A 16,948-nucleotide genomic window follows, 5' to 3' on the forward strand; every position below is an offset into this window, starting at 1 on the left:
GGCCTGGATTGAGAGGGTTGGTCAGTTGACGGGATTGCTCCAGCGGCACAGCCGCCGCTGCAGGACAACAAGCGCCTGGTTGGCGATCAGGCCGAGGCCGGCGAGGATGACGATCGCCGCGAACATCAGCGGGATCTGGAAATTGTACTGGGCGTTCATCACCTGGAAGCCGATGCCCTTGTTGGCGCCGATCATTTCGGAGGCGATCAGCAACAGAAGTGAAGTGGTCGCGCTCAGCCGCAAGCCAACGAAGATCGAGGGCACGGCGCCCGGAAGCACGACGCGGCGGAACACGGTGAGCCGCGTGGCGCCATAGACGCGCGCCATTTCGAGCAGCTTGGGATCGACTTCCTTGACGCCGCTGGTGGTGTTGAGCAGCAGCGGAAACAGCGTTGCCCAGAAGATGACGAAGATCTTCGAGGTTTCGCCAAGCCCCAGCAGAAGGATGAACACCGGGTAGAGCGCCAGCGCCGACGTCTGCCGGAACACCTGCAGGATCGGATCGAGCGCTGTTTCGACCGGGCGCACCTGGCCCATGAACAGGCCGAGCGGGATGGCGACGGCAACTGCCGCCGCAACGGCAATGCCGGCGCGTTGCAGGCTGATGGCGATGTCGCCGAGCAGGCTGCCGCCGGCTAGCCCTTTCCAGAGCGCGACTATGATCATGTCGATCGGCGGCAGCACCGCTGCATTGACCCAGCCGATGCTGCTCGCCACCTGCCAGAGCGCCACGAAGCCAACAAGCACGCCGTAGCGAGACAGAAACCGGACAGCCGTCCGGCCGCCGAGGTGCAGGAAGTCGGCACCGAGACCGGTTTCGCTGCCACTGCGGCGAACCGCGATCTGCCGATCGATGTGCTGCAATGTCATCGTTTTTACCCTTCAGCTACGAGGATCATTCGGCGGCAAGGACGGTCGAACGAGCGACGGTCCATGGATTTTCCGGCCGCCTGAGGCCGAGATTCTCGCGCAGGGTGCGGCCTTCGTAAGCCGTGCGGAACAGGCCGCGCCGCTGCAGTTCGGGAATGACCAGGTCGACGAAGTCGTCGAGCGCGCCGGGCAGCCAGGGCGGCAGGATGTTGAAGCCGTCGGCGGCCTCGCTGGTGAACCATTCCTCCAGCAGGTCGGCCACCTCAGTGGCGCTGCCGACGATGGTGTAGTGGCCGCGCGCCGTCGCCACCCACTGGTAGAGCTGGCGGATGGTGAAGTTGTTCTCGTCGGCGATCTGGCGGATCAGCGCCTGGCGGCTCTTCATGCCTTCGGTTTCCTTGCTCGGCGGCAGCGGGCCGTCGAGCGGATAGCCCCTGATGTCGAGCGTCTGGCCAGCCAACCCGTTGAGCAAAGCAACGCCATCCTCCGGCAGGATCAGGTCGTTGAGCTGCTCATATTTGGCGCGCGCTTCTTCCGTTGTGCGGCCGACGAAGGGCGCCACGCCGGGCATGATCAGCACCTGGTCGGGATCACGGCCGACAGCCGCCACGCGCGCCTTGATGTTGCGGTAGAATTCCTGCGCCGTCTCGAGCTTCTGATGAGCAGTGAAGATCACCTCGGCCGAGTGCGCGGCAAGCCCGCGTCCGTCCTCGGACTGCCCGGCTTGTACGACAACCGGATGGCCCTGCACCGGGCGCGGCACGTTGAGCGGACCCTTGACGCTGAAATGTTCGCCCTTGTGGTCGATGTCGTGCAATTTGTCCTTGTCGTAGAAGCGGCCCGACTGCTTGTCGCGGATGAAGGCGTCGTCCTCCCAACTGTCCCACAGCGCCTTGACCGTCTCGACATGTTCATGCGCCCGGGCATAGCGGTCGGCATGGTTGGGCTGGACGTCGCGGTTGAAATTGCGCGCGGTCTCGTCGCCGGCCGACGTCACGACATTCCAGCCGGCGCGGCCATTCGACACCAGGTCAAGCGAGGCGAATTTGCGTGCCAGCGTGTAGGGCTCCTCATAGGTGGTGGAGGCGGTAGCGATGAAGCCGAGATGCGTGGTGAGCGGCGCCAAGGCCGCAAACAGCGTCACCGGCTCGAAGCCGGCGATCTTGGCATTGCCGCCTTAGCGCCTTCACCGAGTGGTCGACAGTATCCTTTGACGGAAGACTTCGGCGCTGGTCTTCTGAAGCCAAGGCTTGGGTGTCGAGTAGAGATAGGCGCGCACCTGGTGCCGGTTCTAGATGCTCGAAGGCACCCTTCGCCAGAACAAGTGGTGCCAAATTTGTGATCAAAGTTCATGGCAAGTTGTTCCGCCGAGGGGCTCAGGTGTCGGCGCCGAGTGTTTCGCGCAGCAGAAGATCCAAGGGTAGGGTCTCGGGCGTCGGATCGTCCTCCCACAGCTTCGCGAAATCCCGGTCGTCGGGCGGTCTGTGAATGAGGACCTGGCGCTCAGGGTTGGCTTCGCGAACGCGTTCGGCCGCGCTGAGGCCGGGCTTGTCCGGATCGGCGAAGACGACGATCCGCTGTACGCATTCGGGCAGCTGAAGAAATGGCAAACGTGGTGCTCCCAGTGAGCACCAGACGGGCAGGCCGTATCGCAGCATTACGGCATGGCCGGTCTCATAGCCTTCGGCAATACCAAGGGCATCGGCCGCCGGGGCGAGCCGCAAGGCAAAGCCCCGGCTTGGGCCGATGATGCGGCGCGGCTCGTCCAGCGCCGCCTTTTCTGGTCGTGTCGGGTGCAAGAGGGTGAGCTGCACCGAACAGATCGAACGGTCAGGGGCCTGCAGAGCAGCCACCAGCGCGGGAAAGCGGTTCTTTCCCAACCGATAACCCGGCAGATAGCGCAAAGTTGGCAACGTCGCCGGCAGACGGCGAGAGGCAAGATAAGCTTCGCCGTGCGTACCGGCGAGCGCAGTCGCTCTCGACCAGAGCGCGAGCGCGTCCGCTGCCGTGGTTTTGGGCGCCGCCGGACGAACACGACGCAGAGGCTCGGCCGCGCGCTTCGACAAATCCAGGTCCGCAATGGCGGTCTCGATGTCGACGGGATCGCAACCTGCAAAGCAGTACACCATAAGACGATAATCCCCGTCACGAACAGAGAGGGAGGGATGGCGGTCGCCTTTCCCCTGGCCGTGACTTGGTACTGGGCAACGGCACAAGTAGCTGCCGCGCGCCGGGAACCCTCCTAAGGCGCGATATACCTGCGCAGCGCTTGGCCACGACACCTTTGTCATGGACCTGACAATGCCGCCAAGCCGCTATCGGATCAATAGAATAATGTAATAGCGCGTTGAACATCTCCGGCGAAATAGCCGGGGCGTTTCAAGGGCCAGGCCTTAGCCGTCGTGCCGGCAGGATCGCCTCGGCCAGGTAGCCCCAAGCCTGCATCGCTGAGAGCGCCATTCGCAAACACTCGAGATTAGCGATCAGGAGCCGTTGCATGAGGTAATGACGAGAACCATTTGCACGCGAACCGCAGCATGGTGGTGTCTGCGCAGGAACGCCTTATGACTGCGCGCGGACGCGCAACCCGACCTTCAGACGATCGGCACAATGGCGGCGTTCCTGGGCGTCTGGGTCTGGGCCTTGGGGGATTCGGGACGCTGCCTTGTGCAAGCCTCGAATCATTTGGGGCTGCCGTATCAGGAGATCACAGACCTGACGGAAGAGCAGGATCCTCTGTGCGTGATTGAGCAGATCCTGGCGAGAACAGCCTGTTAGAGTTTGAAGCGGCCAAGGCGCTGATCGTTGACGCGGTACTGCCAGGCCAGTTTCGGATCCTGGGGGCTGACGCCGGACGTTGACCAGGCGGAGCGCTCGAACTTTGCAGCGTCATGCAAAGGAAGACCGTCATCACAGCGCGACAGTTGTAACGACGAGCGAAGACGATGACGTCCGATACTGTGGGTTAGAAATTTGATGACCCAGACTGCGGCGAGGGACAGGATCAAGAAAGCAGTGGAAAAGCTGAGCATGCGAAGGCCGGCTTCCTGATCGGGCAGGGCGAAGAAAGCGAGCACGCCGCCGGCGAAAATCGCGAACGCGAACCTCATGAACATGGCAGCGAGTCTCCTATTTCGATGTGATCATTATAATATCACAGATTGATCGTCATTATAATGATCAATGGAGATAGGATGGCCCCTCATGGATCAAGCGTTTTTCGACGGCTGGGGCATGGTGCGGTTTTTGGCGGTATCGGCTTCAGAGTATTACCCGGCGCCATTTCCATCTCGAACAGGGCATAGAGTTTGGTGCCGGGGCCAAGCCTTGCGGCCCCGCCTTGAGTGTAATCGCCAGAAGCACCGGCGTCGAGGTCTCGCTTCTGGTCGACCTGAACCAGGTCGAAGTGGTCGGGCAACGATTGCAGGGCCTGCCTGCCGCAAGGGCAGAGACCAGGGTTGTCCCTCCGGATTGGGTGGCACACGACAGATTCATTAGTAAGGGGACCACGAGATCCAAACCGGATTCATTTAATTATTCATTTCAACAGGGCATGCAGATGGTCAAATGCTATCGTGCATCTGGAACGATTTAGCGGGTCAAAAGCTGTAAGCCCGTCACTTTGCTGAGTATGGGGAGGATGCCGCGACACTTTAATAGGGCAATGAGTTATCGTTTAGGCTACAAGCCCTGAGCACTAGACATTCTGCAAAAAATGGCCGTCATATTCCGACCGATAAGCAGGGGGGGCAGCTGTGCCGATATTTAAAAACAAGACAGAAGACAGCGATGGTTGGCTTTCGATCCTGCTCGCGCTGCGACTTCGCCAAATCGAGAACGAGTACCCGGACTATGCAAGTTTTGCCGATGCTACGGGGCTATCGCGCGGCACGCTCTACCAGTTGCGGACGGGGAAGGGGAACCCGACATTCGTCACCCTGGAGCGGCTGGCGCGACACCTCAAGGTTCCGGTGTGGACGCTCATTGGTCGGACTGGTGACGACGACAGCGTGAAGCGGGACATCGAGACGTTCGGCTTCAGCTTCACCGAGATTGCGCGGCATATTGAGGCCACGCGTGCTGTGAAGCGCTCGATGACGGAGTTCAGTGGTGTTCCGTCTTTGAAAGAGGCAGCCAGCCCCGCTGGGGCAACCTCCGAGAAGAAGCGGCTGCCTCCAGCCAAAAAGGGACGCAGGGCAAACCAGTAGAGACAAGAAAAGTAGAAGATGCTAAACAATCAGCGTAGACTTATTTGCTACGATAAGCGAAAAATCTATCTTATATTTCTTTGACTAGCATCAGAAAATCCGCCAGCGTCGATGCATTGGCATCATTGCTGAAGGGTTCACGATGCAAGCGAATATCTGGCAAGTCGCAGGAGACAATGCGCTCTATAGGGAAGCGGCGGCGTTCGTCGATTGCCACCCGAAACCATCGGTGGAAGAGGTTTCGGAATTTCTGCGGAAGAAAGGCAAGCCCGAGACAATCACGTTGGTGATCGGACAGTTCATCGTGGCGGCTCTGTTCGAAGGACGACACGCGGATCTGCTGTACTGGTCGCTGGTTGCGGCCGAAGTGAATTGCGTTGGGATGGAGCAATGGCCTGATGATGTGCGCCAGGAGCTGGCGAGCCATCTGAAACGGGGATTTGGAAAGCTCTCGTCGCGCAATCTCTCCCATTGAAGGCGGCGGGCCGACGGCGTGGCCTTCAACGGGAAGGCGGGGTCACACCTGACCAGGGGCAACGTTGATGTCGCTGCCGGCGGGACCGGGAGCGGATGAAGCGAGTTTTGTGTCACCACCACTGGGCGTTGGAAAGTCGCCTGGTCCCATTTGGCAGACCGCTTGCGCGCCGCATCCCTGAGGAATGGATTGGCCGGCCGAATTGAGGGCGGCATAGCGGCGGTTTACGTCGTTCGTCCAGTTACGGCGCTGGCTTTCAGTGCTGCCGTTGTAACGGTCGGCGAGGCAGCGAATACTTGACGTGCCGCCGCACGATTTGACGGCATCGCGAAGCGTCATTACGCCGCCTTCAATGTTTTCGGACAAGATGCCCCGATCCATTCCGTAGGCCCGGCCGGTCGCCCCCGTAAGCTGCATCGGTCCAAGAACGCCACTGAAGGAGCCGGCACATGCCGACATCGCGCCTTCGTGAGCGGACACGGCAAGAGCGAGCTTGGGATCAACGCCATACTTGTTGGCGGCGTCGACAATCATATTGGCGATGTTCGGGCTGCGCTCCGTCATCTCTTGCGTGGACGGATAGCTCGGCAGACCCGCACCGTTCGTACAAAGGGAACGCAAGGTTGTTTTGTCATGGAGATCGCAAGAACTTGCATCCTGGTCGAAGGAATTCGCTTGCGCAACAGGCGCTTGTCCAACGACCAGGAGCGCGGAGAGGAGTATTGGGAAGGGACGCAGCATCTTACTTCCCCGGGCAGAAATTATAGATGGCGCCATTGATGGAGAGCGCGTCGCTGGATGGGCGCGTAATCTTCATCGGCGTGATGACCGGGGAGCTGCCGCCACGCTCTGTACATGAGGCTTGGAACGCATCGTCTGCATGACGGGTGCCTGCTATCTTGCAGGTGCTTGCGCCGACGGTGATTGCGTCGCCGTCGAACTCGGCAAGTTCGAGAGCGCCGACGCCTTGGTCGAGATCGGCACATGTGTGCGTGGACGCTACATATGATCCCTGCGGAGCCTTGAGCGGATCAAGTTCTTGCGCGATTGCCGGCGAGATCAAGACGGCTAGAGTCGCGAAGATAGTCGGGCTGGCCATGGCAGATCTCCTGAACATCATCCCGCCGTGGCCGCCGGCAGGAGCCGCGGTCAACGCCGCGCATCGTGCGCCGTGAGGGAAGCCTTGATCCGTTGGTGGTGGCCGGTGGCAGGCTGGTGTCCTGAATAACGTCAGGTTCTCCATGTCGATCATGATTGCGCTCCTTTCGAATAGCGAAGTTGCCGGAAACGCACCGGGCATCGCGGCTTCCCCTAGGGTTGCGGGACAGGGACCCGGAATTGACATTCCGGGGCGATTTCACCTTGGAATACGATGCCGGCGCGAATGGTTTTGGCTTGAACATCATATGCACCCATCGCACCATTCCGAGCGATGTCGGGGCGGACGTTATTCGGTTGCGCGCCATATTCGATGAAACAGCCGGAGCCAGCGTCAGCGACCGTTGATCGGCTGTTCTGGTAGATCGCCAAGCGCATGGGGCATCGTTTCAGTGTGGCATTGCCGACAGGGTCGGTGCGGATCGGCGAGCAGCCGGTGAGCGTGTGCAGGACCGAGAGGACGACGGTTTTGGCCGGGCTGCGAACGACGATGTGACTCTCGGAAGCCGGCGCGTTGGCGACCGCAAAGCGTGTATCGCCTTTGGCCACGTAGGCGTCGTTGTTCTTCTTCAGTCGGTCGGCCCATAGGGAGGCGTAGGGCACGGCTTCCGAGTTCGGGAGCTCGAGATCGGCATAGGCGACGGCGCGCCAGGCGTTCGGATCATGCGTGAGCGGCTGGGCCGAAGCGTGGGGCGCCAATGTAAGGGCAGCCGCGACTGCGACAAATGTCAGGCGTGCATGCATTCCTTGCCTCGCTTGTGTGCCCTATGATTAAATCAATGTTGTGATGATTGTCGAGCATGATATTTGGATGGGACAAAAAGCCCGCCTATCGGGGCTGGATGAATTGCGAGGCCTGGCGATCGGGCTGGTGGTGCTGTCGCATGTCGGGCCGGTCTTCGGAGAAGGCGGGACGGTCGCCGCTCTGCTGTTTGCGCCGGCGTGGAGCGTCGGGGTCGACCTGTTCTTTGTGATTTCCGGTCTGGTGGTGGAACGCTCATTGCGAAGCCTGCGCCTCGAGCGCGGTGCGCTCGAGGCGGCCTCCGCCTTCTATGTCAGGCGTGCTATGCGGATCGTGCCGCTGGCCTGGTGCGTCGGCGCCATCCTCTCGATCGGGTTGATCATCCCGGGAAGCGGCGTTGAGCCTGCAGACGCGAAGGCGGCATTCGCCTTCATCTCGAATGCGCATTGGGCACCCTGTTTGGGGGGCGCCACAGGATGCGGGAACGCCTTTGCGTTTGGGCCATTCTGGTCGATTGCCGCCGAGATGCAATTTTATCTACTGGCTCCGCTCCTGGTGTTCTTGCTACCGCGGCGGGCGCTCCTCGCGCTGGCCGGACTCGTTCTCGTGGTCGGGACGTTCACGCTGCGGCCCTGGGGCGGGACGCTTTGGACGTTCCGCATCGATGCAATCGCGGTCGGGCTGGCGATCGGAGCAACCATGGGCACAAGCGCATGGCCCCGTCTGGCGGAACACCTGCGGGTGATCGGCAACATGGAAGCGGCGTTCTGGATGTCGATCGCGGCCTTCATGTTGGCGATCTTGCCGCCGGCGATGCATGGCGTGGCGACTGCCGTGCTGGCGCTGATGTGCGGGTGGATCGTGACAAGGGCGACCTTGCGGGATGATTCTGTGAACTGGCCGGGGCGGATGCTGCGCCGCTTGGGAGGCATCTCCTATGCCCTCTATCTGATCCATCTGCCGGTGCTGGCGCTGTTCAACTGGTCGCTTGGCCAATTCCTGGACGCTCCGGCGACGGCAACGCTCTCGATCGCGGTCGCGATTGGGCTGTCTCATGTGCTGACGGTGGCAATCGGAGATCCGCTCCGCCAGCTCGGCCGCCAATGGTCAAATCGAACAGTCCGGGAGGTGTTGCGGTGACGGAAGAAAATCGTCAGTGGTCGCTTGGTGGTGAAGATGTCGATCAAATTCCGCGAGGAGCGAGGGCGCTGGCGGAGCAGCTTTTGACCGAGACCGACGGCGATGCCGTGGCAGCGCTCGTCGCGGCATGCTGCGTCATTGGAGCCATGCGCTCGGCGGTATCGAGGGGTATGGTGCGCAACGGATCGCCGTCAGGGGTCGATATCGCGCAAGTGCTGGACGTGTTCGTGCGAAGCGAGCTCCCAGCAGAAGAGCAGAACCTGACCGGTAGATGACTTCGACCGCGAAGTAGCTACCATGTTGGGGGGCTGTGCGGCCTGCCGCTCGATCCCCCGGAATGCTGAATGCACGATATCCGCAGTTTGATCTTCGTGGACGACCGTCAGCAATGCCATGCACTGACACTGATTTCGCCAGGAAAGAGATTGAACTAAAGCCTTGCGAAACGCTTTGGCCGAACGACAGGATCGGTCTCGCATAGGGAAGCATGATCTTTCGGCCGGAGGTGAGCGATGCGGCCTCCATGCGTGAAGGTCGCCATGACTGCTGGCGCGACCACACGCAATACACTCGAAGTCGCCGAAGACGGTCGTCGCAATCTTCGAACTGGGATCTGCACGAAGAGACGCGGTGGTGAATTGGCACGCTGCGTGACGACACATCCGGAGCGTCGTAAAAGCCGCTCGCAGCGTACCTCTCATACGCCTGCGGACAATCTTGCCACGCCGGCGCCGTTGGTTTGGCCGTCGGCTTCTGTGCGCATCTGGCCAGCCGACACGCGGCAGTGTGACGGCCGCCGCTTAGTAGCGGTCGCCGAACCAGCCCTTGCTCTTGGGCGGCGAGGGTTCCTGATAGGCCCACGGGACAGACTTGTAGGACGGCCTCGGGTCTTGGACGCGCCAAGCCTTCTGCCAGTAGTAGAAATTGAGGGCTACTCGGGCGAGCACGCGACCATCGGCAGACAGGAGGTCGGAAGCGCAGGCGACGACGGGGCCGTCGTAAAATTGCACGCGGCCAGTATAGCCGTTGAGCGCTCCTGGCCGGCAGGCAAAGACGCGAACGCCTGCAGCGATCGTGTCCGGGGCTTCCGCGGGGACGGAGATCGTCTTGATGGCTTCCTTGGTGATGAGCGTGCGCACAGGCACGGAGTTCCAATGCGAGCGGCGCAAGGCGTTATTCGCCTGAGCTTCGGTTGGGTAGCCGGCTCGCCGGGTAATGACCGGCGGGAAGCGCCCCCAGTCTGGCGCATATTCTTGCCGGCTGCGACTGACCCGATCAGGCTTCCAATAGGAGTCCGTAGCCGAAACGGGGCCGGCCGAATGTGAAGCATCCGGCACTCGCTCGGCGCAACCGGCGAGCAAGGCCGCGGATGCGACGAGGTGGAGGATGTGACGAAAAGAACGCATATCGTGCTCGGGGGTCATGGGTTTGCAGGTGAGAATTTCCGGTGGAGCGAGCCATGCCATGGCGACAACGCCACAAGGCCACGTCTGCTTTCCCAGCGTCGCGGTCTGGCCCAGGTCGCAGCCGTCGACGCCGCCGTAGGTGCACGAAGCAAAAGGTGATTACTGGTTCCCATGAATCACTCCTCTTCAGATTCATTCAGTCAATAAACTATCTTGCAAATCGCTGTGCAAGTGTCTCTGACTCATATGCAGCGACGGAGGAGGGTGTTCGTATCCGGATCGGTGCCGATGGGCCAGGTAGGGACCTCGGTGTCGAGTTGACGCTGGGCGGTCTGATTTTCTGGATTTCGGCAAGGCTGGACCATCGGGCAATCGATACCCTGAATGCGCGCTAATGCCGCGGCGGTCGCAGCGGCTTCCGACTGGACGAACTCAAAGGCTTCGGAGGTAGCCTTGGCTGATGTCGCTGCGAGCCTCTCGAAGCCGCTGTTCGAGCGCTAAATAGCGAGCCGTAATCGCATTCAGCTTTATGAAGAACTGCTTGCTCTGCGCAGGGTTGCCCGGCACAGGTGGAGGGGACAAAGCGAAAAGAGCATCCCTATCAGCGTTTAATTGTTCCAGCTCCAAACAGAAACGGCAAACCTCGTGGTCGGTCGTTCCGGAACTCCGATGTGATGCACGGCGCGAGGCACGCGTGGGGTTAGTCTGCCGACCCACACCTGACGAAAGCACGATCGTATCCAAGGCGTTTCCTCCACGCCGGGTTGTGGCCATGCAATCTGGAATAAAGGGGGTTGCAACCTAAGTATACTGGCGGTTTCGCCTGTCACTTTTGACAGGTCGCGAGACGCTGGAATCCAGCGAGGAGCAACCTAGCCGCGCGAATGGCTTGGAGAGGCACGTCGATAGCAAGGAGGTAAGCTGGATATGGCGCAATTTGACTCAAATTTTCACGACATGACGGAGGGTATTCGAGCAGTTGCCTCTCCTGCGGACGCCGCGAACCTTCTGAACACAATTGTCGAAAGTTACGGCCTCGAGACGGCGGCCTTTCTTACCGTCAGGCCGGTTTACGAGGAACCGAGTAAGCCGTTCTATGTGACCACCTATTCGCCTGACTGGGTGAAACGCTACATCGAGAAGGATTTTTTCGACATCGATCCCGTGATTCGCTATGGGCTGCGTGCTGTGACATTGATTGATTGGAAGGAGATCGACCTATCGGACAAGGCTATGCGCACGTTCTTTGGTGAAGGGAGGGAACATGGTGTCGGGAAGCATGGCGTCACGTTCCCGGTTAGGGGTGTCGACGGCGACCGCGGCATTCTGAGCGTGACGAGCAACGAGAACGCAGCGGCGTGGCAGGCGTTTCTCAAATCCGAGGTTCGCGACTTCCAGTATCTCGCCGGCGAATTTCACGATGCTATCGGTCGAATCCAAGGAAGGCCACGCCATCAGACGGTCTGCTCCTATAGAGAGATCGAATGCCTGAAATGGTACGCGAGGGGAGAGAAGGTCAAACGGACCGCAGAGATACTGTCGCTATCCCCTCGCACGGTCCGATTTCATCTTGATCTGGCACGGGCCAAGCTCGGTGCCAAAAGCTTGGCCCATGCGGTTGCGATCGCGGCCGAGCGCGGCCTTTTCTTTCAAAGACTGTTCTGATCGAGAGCCAAGCGCTTCGCGGGAGCCGCCGGCAAAACTCGTTCCGTTTCGGAAGCTGGGAAAGATAGAATGACTGGATCATGGGAAAGAAAGGAGACGTCGCTCTGGACAACCTGATCCGGAAGGCACCGCGTGGGTAGAATGCTGGCCAAACCAAGTGTCCTATTCGCAAACCACACAGTACCGCTTGCCGGGCTCGCTGATGTTCTTGCAGACAAGCGGCTTGTGTGGCTCGGAAGAGGAGCGCGGAGGACTTGCGGCCGGCGATGCCCGTCTGTTTGATGTCTTGAGACTTGCCGTACGGCGCGGTTCGAGCCGTTCCGGCTCCTGTGGCGCAACCGGAAACACGCTGGTTTCGATCTGTTGCTGCTGCAGGCGTGGCGGCTCTTTGTCAAAGAACCGCCTGGCATCAAGCGATCTCGGAATAATCTCCATACCATCATCGCTGTGCGCGCAGCCGCGCCAACAGTAAGGCCAGCCCCAGGAAAAAAGGCAGTATCCGTCCAAACATAAGCATAACCCTTGGCGGGCATACCCCGGCTTGCGGGTCGCCGACAACCGGCGCAATTGATACGAAGAAAGGGCGGCACTGCTTGCCGCCCTTTCGAAATTGTCGATATGAGTGGACCTTAGAAACCCATACCGCCCATGCCGCCCATGCCGCCAGGCATGCCGCCGCCAGCCGACTCCTTCTTCGGAGCCTCCGCGATCATGGCTTCGGTGGTGACCAGCAGGCCGGCGACCGAGGCCGCGTCCTGCAGAGCGGTGCGAACGACCTTGACCGGATCGACGATACCCATGGCAATCATGTCGCCATATTCGCCGGTCTGGGCGTTGTAGCCGAAGGTCGCGTCCTTGTTGTCGAGGATCTTGCCGGCGACGATCGATGCTTCCGCACCGGCGTTGGCTGCGATCTGGCGGGCCGGAGCCTGCAGGGCGCGACGGACAATGGCGATGCCAGCAGCCTGGTCGGCATTGGCGCCGACAGCCTTGATGCTCAGCGAAGCGCGCAGCAATGCGACGCCGCCGCCGGGAACGATGCCTTCTTCGACGGCCGCACGGGTCGCGTTGAGGGCGTCATCGACGCGGTCCTTCTTTTCCTTGACTTCCACTTCGGTCGCACCGCCGACGCGGATCACGGCAACGCCGCCCGCCAGCTTGGCGAGACGTTCCTGCAGCTTCTCCTTGTCGTAGTCCGAGGTGGTCTCCTCGATCTGCTGCTTGATCTGGGCAACGCGGCCCTGGATCTCGGCCTTCTTGCCGGCGCCGTCGACGATGGTGGTGTTCTCCTTGGAGATCGACACCTTCTTGGCGCGGCCGAGCATGTTGAGGCCGACATTCTCGAGCTTGATGCCGAGGTCTTCGGAAATGACCTGGCCACCGGTGAGGATAGCGATGTCTTCCAGCATGGCCTTGCGGCGATCACCGAAGCCAGGCGCCTTGACGGCGGCGATCTTCAGGCCGCCACGCAGCTTGTTGACGACCAGCGTGGCCAGGGCCTCGCCTTCGACGTCTTCCGAAATGATGACCAGCGGCTTCGAGGTCTGCACGACAGCCTCGAGGATCGGCAGCATGGCCTGCAGGTTGGAGAGCTTCTTCTCGTGGAGAAGAATGTAGGCGTCTTCCAGATCCGCAACCATCTTCTCGGCGTTGGTGACGAAGTAGGGCGAGAGATAACCGCGGTCGAACTGCATGCCTTCGACGACTTCGAGCTCGGTCTCGGCGGTCTTGGCTTCCTCAACCGTGATGACGCCCTCATTGCCGACCTTCTGCATCGCTTCCGCGATCATCGAGCCGACCGAAGCATCGCCATTGCCGGCGATGGTGCCGACCTGGGCAACTTCTTCCGAGGTCTTGATCTTCTTGGCGTTCTTGATCAGCGTCGCGACGACGTCGGCGACGGCGAGGTCGATGCCGCGCTTGAGGTCCATCGGGTTCATGCCTGCGGCAACCGCCTTGTGGCCTTCCTGGACGATCGACTGTGCCAGAACGGTCGCCGTCGTGGTGCCGTCGCCGGCGATGTCGTTGGTCTTCGAAGCAACTTCGCGGACCATCTGCGCGCCCATGTTCTCGAACTTGTCTTCAAGCTCGATTTCCTTGGCGACGGTGACGCCGTCCTTGGTCCGGGATGATGATCCCGCCGGCGGTCTTGGATTCGGATTCGACCCGGCGTACGACCACGCGGTCATGCAGCGGGCGGAACTTCGACTTTGCCATTTTTGGATTTCCCTGATGCCGATGTTGAACGCTTCTCCGTTGCCGGAGCGTGGTTAGCACTCACCAGTGGCGAGTGCTAACGCGGCTGTGGGATAGGCTGTCGGCTCGTACCAGTCAAGACGCTGAAGAAAGGCACGGGCGAAGAGCAAAAAACGCGCGGCCCTGCGAGCGCAAGACGCCGTCACTGTTGTGACTGCCTGTGACTGCCCCACCGTTCCTCATGCACCCCCTAACAGGTGTCGTTAGGGCAGGAAACGCGAGGCGCGTCACTGTCCAGTTGGCCCAAATCGACGCTGCATCCGACGAAAGCGCCATAGCATAGAAATTTTGGTGCAGTACCATCGACGCTGACATTCCTGATAAGTCGGAATCGCTAAGGTTGCCGAATGAACGCCGGGGTTGGAAATGACAGGCGCTCGGGCTATGTTGTCTGTCATTTTACTACGGGCTATATCGTCGAGGCAAAAGGGCCGAGCGACAGGCAAGTTGTGCGCACGCATCGATTTATGAGACGAAATGGAAACGGCGAAGTGGACAACCCGCTTCGCTCCAACATTGCGACGGTCCTCGAGGCCGAACGCCGGCGAAGGCGGCTTCGCCACCAGGACATGGCGCAGTTGTTTCATACGTCGCCTGGTGAGGGTCTCGCCTACCGGACCTACATCAAAACTGCTCGGCGTAGGAACAATGTCACCTTGCGTACCTTAGACATGATGGCCCGTTCTCTTCGGATCTCGATTGCGGCTTTGCTGACAGCCAGAACCGATATCGAGCCTTGGGTTCATGAGCTTGAAGACCACTCAATCCGGAGGCGTCTTGGCGCCATTCTCAACAGCGAGCGCGCGCGCAGGAACCTTCTGCTGTATCAGATGGCAGAGTTGATCGGCGTCTCGGAGATTACATTCGGGAAGTTGGAACGCGGCGCTGGAAATGTCAGTGTCGATACAATTGCTGGCATCGCTAAATCGCTCTGTCTGGATCCCACGACATTTTTGTTCCAAGACCAAATTGCGCCGCGATCACGCTGACCAGCGCCGAAATCGTATTGCCGCCGATAATCGACCAAGGTTGCGCCTGCGGGCCTGAAGGCACAGCGGAGAGCAGCACGGCCGATGCTCTCACCATTGAGGAACGCGAGAGCACAGCGACGGAAGACGAGGTCGACCCCGAATAGGCCGCGGCCCGGACCATCGAGGTGGCTTCACCGGGCTTGACCCGCGCCGCTCCCATTCAAACCCGTGGGGCTAAGACTGCCATGTTACAGTCCCAGCCGTCTCTTCAGTTCCGCGTTCTCCGTGCGCAGACGTTCCGCAAGCAGGTTCTTCAACCGCTTGTTTTCTTCCTCAAGCGCCAGAAGATCTTTGAGATCGTCACTCGCCGGTGCGGCAACCGCGGCCTTCTTCTTCCATTGATAGTAGGTTTGCTCCGATGTGCCGGCCTGCTTCACGGCGCTTTTTAGAGTGGCGCCGCCACTGAGCAACTTTTCGATTTGACTGAGCTTTTGGACGCGCTCCTCTTCGGAGTACATTTTGCGGCCGAGCCGCACTGAACCGACGCTCTTATTGGCCTCGGATGAAGCGCCGTTCTTACGGGCCGACCTCAAATCCGTCTTTGTGTTTCGCGGCGGGCGGCTCTTCTTCTTCGTCTCTGGAGCCTCGATGTTCGCAGCGCCTTTCGTAGCGGCATTTAACGGTTCAGTATGCTCGGTCTCTGCCATGTGATGCTCCTCTTTTGCCTGGTCCAAACGTTCAGCATTAAAGGTCATGATATTGGAATCAACAAATTGACGGTTTGACGTGTCCATCTCCTCGAGTTGCCGTGTTGTCTCGGCGAAAGCAGCTGAGAGATCCATGTCGCCCCAAAGGGAATTGTCGCGTTTTTGATAGCCGCGCCTTTGCTTGACTTCCACGATAAATGGTCGGGTCTGCCGCCTCATAATTTCATCCTTGATTGCATGCCAATTGAACAGGGACACCACTGCCGAAGAGAGCAGCACCGCGCAGGCGCTTCCCAGTGTTGGTGCAGAGCTTTACCCAAGCGAAGGAGCGATTTTTGGCGAAAAGGTTCGATCAGGCTTTTGGCTTCCGATTGCCCGATTTCTGCACCGGCGGTCCTTTTGCAGCTTGCTGGGGTGGTTTTCGCCCTAAGCCCGCCTTTTTTGCCAAAGACGAGCGAGTTGCCGCGTAATTCGGCGCAACCATTGGGTAGTCGGATGGCAGTCCCCATTTCGCACGATAATCGGCCGGCGTCATACCATAGCTCGTAGCCAGGTGACGCTTGAGAGACTTGAACTTCTTGCCGTCCTCCAGCGAGATGATAAAATCCGGCGTCACGGATTTTCTGATCGGAACCGCGGGCTTCAACGGCTCTGCCTCTGGTTGGGATTGGGCACCAGACGGCAACGAGTGTAACGACCGGTATACATGATCGATCACAGAGGGAAGTTCTCCCATAGGAACCGGATTGTTGGATACATATGCCGAAACAATTTCGGCGGTTAGCTCGACAAACGCGTTGCTCGTTTCACCCTCAGCCAACGTTTTCCCTCCTAGTCAGACAAATCCCACAAATGGAGAATAGAGTAGCCCCGCGATGTCTGCAATCGCACCCCATAGCCGGGCAAGCCCGGCGCCATGACTCCGGTGCACGCAATCGCCGCCTCGGGCGCTGACCGCCGAACAACGTTGTGGTCCGGGTCACGGCTCAGCTGCTGATGGCGTGCGTCTCTGGCGCTTCTGGCCTATACCGAGGCACTCCGCTTCGCGCCAAGGCACTAGTCAACCGGGCGGATCGAAATGCCCAGTGATCTTCGCTGAGCGTCGTCAACTGGCTTCGCTCGTTGCATGCATGAAATCGTCCAGCCGATGCTATGGGCGCTGCCAGCACCGCGGCAGTTTGACAACTCAGCCATCCGCGCGGTAGCACCGCTCAAGGCTAAGAGTCGCAGGGCAGACCGCACCCCGTCGGGCGGCGCGACCCAGGCCAACTGACGCCAACCGGCACACACATCGCGCATCGGCACCGTTGATGCGACATCGGCTTTGTTGCGAGCGCGATATCTAACTTT

General features: G+C 60.1%; 15 protein-coding genes and 4 pseudogenes. 6 read left to right on the forward strand and 13 right to left on the reverse strand.

The genetic code is table 11. The annotated features are described in order from the left end of the window. Window positions 1–21 precede the first annotated feature (21 nt). From NKJ89_RS16355 to NKJ89_RS16370, 4 genes and pseudogenes are all read right to left on the reverse strand, one after another. The gene (locus NKJ89_RS16355) at window positions 22–870 is read right to left on the reverse strand and encodes an ABC transporter permease (RefSeq protein ID WP_352603868.1); all 849 of its coding nucleotides are present in this window, start codon (window positions 868–870) and stop codon (window positions 22–24) included. 25 nt (window positions 871–895) lie between these two features. After that, window positions 896–2,047: pseudogene (locus tag NKJ89_RS16360) on the reverse strand (LLM class flavin-dependent oxidoreductase); the annotation flags it as partial. Window positions 2,048–2,246: 199 nt separating this feature from the next. Further along, window positions 2,247–2,999 (reverse strand): DUF7146 domain-containing protein, encoded by a 753-nt coding sequence (locus NKJ89_RS16365; protein WP_352603870.1) that lies wholly within the window; start codon window positions 2,997–2,999, stop codon window positions 2,247–2,249. A gap of 645 nt (window positions 3,000–3,644) precedes the next feature. After that, the gene (locus NKJ89_RS16370) at window positions 3,645–3,986 is read right to left on the reverse strand and encodes a hypothetical protein (protein ID WP_352603872.1); all 342 of its coding nucleotides are present in this window, start codon (window positions 3,984–3,986) and stop codon (window positions 3,645–3,647) included. Between the two features lie 639 nt (window positions 3,987–4,625). Here NKJ89_RS16370 and NKJ89_RS16375 point away from each other — a divergent pair. Then, entirely contained in the window at window positions 4,626–5,078 is a 453-nt protein-coding gene (locus NKJ89_RS16375; protein WP_006205840.1) for a helix-turn-helix domain-containing protein, read from the forward strand. A 142-nt stretch (window positions 5,079–5,220) separates the two neighbouring features. Then, window positions 5,221–5,553 (forward strand): hypothetical protein, encoded by a 333-nt coding sequence (locus NKJ89_RS16380; protein WP_352603875.1) that lies wholly within the window; start codon window positions 5,221–5,223, stop codon window positions 5,551–5,553. A gap of 42 nt (window positions 5,554–5,595) precedes the next feature. Here NKJ89_RS16380 and NKJ89_RS16385 read toward each other — a convergent pair whose 3' ends face one another. Genes NKJ89_RS16385 through NKJ89_RS16395 form a run of 3 tightly spaced genes read right to left on the reverse strand, consistent with a single transcriptional unit; the run spans window position 5,596 to window position 7,455 of the window. Continuing rightward, window positions 5,596–6,294 (reverse strand): transglycosylase SLT domain-containing protein, encoded by a 699-nt coding sequence (locus NKJ89_RS16385; RefSeq protein ID WP_352603876.1) that lies wholly within the window; start codon window positions 6,292–6,294, stop codon window positions 5,596–5,598. Window position 6,295: 1 nt separating this feature from the next. Beyond that, complete coding sequence (locus tag NKJ89_RS16390; protein ID WP_352603878.1) at window positions 6,296–6,805, reverse strand: hypothetical protein; 510 nt, start codon at window positions 6,803–6,805, stop codon at window positions 6,296–6,298. A gap of 59 nt (window positions 6,806–6,864) precedes the next feature. Next, window positions 6,865–7,455: a hypothetical protein gene (locus tag NKJ89_RS16395; RefSeq protein ID WP_352603880.1), complete on the reverse strand. Its 591-nt coding sequence runs from the start codon at window positions 7,453–7,455 to the stop codon at window positions 6,865–6,867. Window positions 7,456–7,522: 67 nt separating this feature from the next. On the opposite strand from NKJ89_RS16395, the gene NKJ89_RS16400 reads away from it, so the two are divergent. Then, a complete protein-coding gene (locus tag NKJ89_RS16400; protein ID WP_352603882.1) occupies window positions 7,523–8,593 on the forward strand; it encodes an acyltransferase family protein in 1,071 nt (356 codons plus the stop codon). Further along, window positions 8,590–8,868 (forward strand): hypothetical protein, encoded by a 279-nt coding sequence (locus NKJ89_RS16405; RefSeq protein ID WP_214393386.1) that lies wholly within the window; start codon window positions 8,590–8,592, stop codon window positions 8,866–8,868. The genes NKJ89_RS16400 and NKJ89_RS16405 overlap by 4 nt, the downstream gene beginning before the upstream one ends. Window positions 8,869–9,393: 525 nt before the next feature. Here the strand turns inward: NKJ89_RS16405 and NKJ89_RS16410 are convergent. After that, on the reverse strand, window positions 9,394–9,732 hold the full coding sequence (locus NKJ89_RS16410; RefSeq protein WP_352603885.1) for a hypothetical protein: 339 nt from the start codon (window positions 9,730–9,732) through the stop codon (window positions 9,394–9,396). A gap of 1,194 nt (window positions 9,733–10,926) precedes the next feature. On the opposite strand from NKJ89_RS16410, the gene NKJ89_RS16415 reads away from it, so the two are divergent. After that, a complete protein-coding gene (locus NKJ89_RS16415) occupies window positions 10,927–11,664 on the forward strand; it encodes a helix-turn-helix transcriptional regulator (RefSeq protein WP_352603887.1) in 738 nt (245 codons plus the stop codon). 629 nt (window positions 11,665–12,293) lie between these two features. On the opposite strand, the pseudogene groL reads toward NKJ89_RS16415, so the two are convergent. Both groL and NKJ89_RS16425 read right to left on the reverse strand, forming a co-directional pair. After that, window positions 12,294–13,802, reverse strand: a pseudogene (gene groL / locus NKJ89_RS16420) (chaperonin GroEL); the annotation flags it as partial. Next, window positions 13,759–13,881 (reverse strand): annotated as a pseudogene (locus NKJ89_RS16425) (co-chaperone GroES); the annotation flags it as partial. The pseudogenes groL and NKJ89_RS16425, both read right to left, overlap by 44 nt. A gap of 386 nt (window positions 13,882–14,267) precedes the next feature. Between NKJ89_RS16425 and NKJ89_RS16430 the strand changes: the two are divergent. Beyond that, a complete protein-coding gene (locus NKJ89_RS16430) occupies window positions 14,268–14,909 on the forward strand; it encodes a helix-turn-helix domain-containing protein (RefSeq protein ID WP_352603889.1) in 642 nt (213 codons plus the stop codon). Here the strand turns inward: NKJ89_RS16430 and NKJ89_RS16435 are convergent. The 3 genes and pseudogenes from NKJ89_RS16435 to NKJ89_RS16445 form a co-directional block, all read right to left on the reverse strand. Further along, window positions 14,887–14,997: pseudogene (locus tag NKJ89_RS16435) on the reverse strand (HPP family protein); the annotation flags it as partial. The gene NKJ89_RS16430 and the pseudogene NKJ89_RS16435 sit on opposite strands and share 23 nt — an antisense overlap. A gap of 142 nt (window positions 14,998–15,139) precedes the next feature. After that, window positions 15,140–15,877, reverse strand: a complete 738-nt coding sequence (locus NKJ89_RS16440; protein WP_352603891.1) for a transposase — start codon at window positions 15,875–15,877, stop codon at window positions 15,140–15,142. 73 nt (window positions 15,878–15,950) lie between these two features. Further along, complete coding sequence (locus NKJ89_RS16445) at window positions 15,951–16,418, reverse strand: Ros/MucR family transcriptional regulator (protein ID WP_352603893.1); 468 nt, start codon at window positions 16,416–16,418, stop codon at window positions 15,951–15,953. Window positions 16,419–16,948 lie beyond the last annotated feature (530 nt).

The sequence above is a fragment of the Mesorhizobium sp. M0047 genome (assembly GCF_040323315.1).
Classification (GTDB): Bacteria; Pseudomonadota; Alphaproteobacteria; order Rhizobiales; family Rhizobiaceae; genus Mesorhizobium.